This window comes from Acinetobacter sp. A3 (assembly GCF_012371415.1).
Classification (GTDB): Bacteria; Pseudomonadota; Gammaproteobacteria; order Pseudomonadales; family Moraxellaceae; genus Acinetobacter.
This window is the reverse complement of the sequence record NZ_JAAZQW010000090.1, coordinates 1-1,036: the sequence shown is the minus strand read 5'-3', so window position 1 is coordinate 1,036 and position 1,036 is coordinate 1. Positions and strand designations below refer to the sequence as shown.

The 1,036-nt window shown below is 37.3% G+C and carries 1 protein-coding gene and 1 pseudogene; both read right to left on the bottom strand.

From position 1 onward, the window contains the following. Positions 1-187: 187 nt before the first annotated feature. Positions 188-382 (bottom strand): annotated as a pseudogene (locus HHA42_RS13645) (I78 family peptidase inhibitor); the annotation flags it as partial. 203 nt (positions 383-585) lie between these two features. Next, positions 586-891, bottom strand: coding sequence for a DUF4298 domain-containing protein (locus tag HHA42_RS13330; protein ID WP_168526866.1), 306 nt, complete (start codon positions 889-891; stop codon positions 586-588). Positions 892-1,036: the final 145 nt, after the last annotated feature.

Genomic DNA, 1,036 nt, shown 5'->3' with positions numbered 1-1,036 from the left:
ACCACTTACCCAAGTTACGCCTTAAATTTGGCTCAATTAGGGGCGCTTTGCATTTCAAATCTTTGTGCAACAAAGCCCTGTCGTATTCATATTTAGAAAGATCAGTACATTAAAAACACCCTGATAATAAGACCTAATTTGTCCTATTTGCAGGGTGTGTCTGATTTAAAAAATTGGATGAAATTGACTATCCGCAAGATGCTTGAACAATGATTCTTGTTTTAGGATCAATTACAACCGTGACCCGATTCATGCGGTAATCCATCGTCACAGGTTGATCAGGGGCAACCATACGCACAATTTCAGCTTGTGTGATCGCTTTAATTTCAGCTTCAGATAATTCAGTTTTACCAACTAGTTTCGCTGCGGCTTCAGGTACACAGTTTTGTATCACCGGTTTAGTCTCCACAGCTTTCATGTCAGAATTTTGGCTACAACCCGTAATTGCAACTAAAAATATCGCACTTATTGGAAAATAAAAGCGTTTTTTCATAATGGTTACGTCCTTAAGCCATGCTTAAGCATGCTTTATATATGAGACAATGTTAAGAAAAATATAATCTGCTGAACAGTTTTACCTATTCATTATTGTTCAACAACCTTTAGACCCAATTTCATCCAAGTGATTGCCTGTTGTCTACGTTCTTCCATTGCATTCCATAAAGTGTCTTGTGCCAAAATAGAATACTCGCCTTCACGACATGTTAATTCTGGTGAATTTTCATAATCAATCAGCCATTGCTCACTTTGGTAATATTCCTGTAATTCTTGCCACAATTTTTCTGCTGCCTGCCATTGCTCCTGAGCTTTCTCTAATTGCTGATGTAGTTGATGCCATTGCTCAAATTGCTGCTGCAAAAACTGAGCATCGAATGTCTTATTTTTATCCATACTGAATCTCACACATAAAATTTGTGTTGAGCGTACAATATTTTTAAAGTTCAAATTGTGTGTTTATGTTGGTAATCCTCCCATAAATAACCGAAGTTAAAAGTAGAGGTTAAGCAGCCATTAGAGGTGGCTTTCCTTTGTTAGC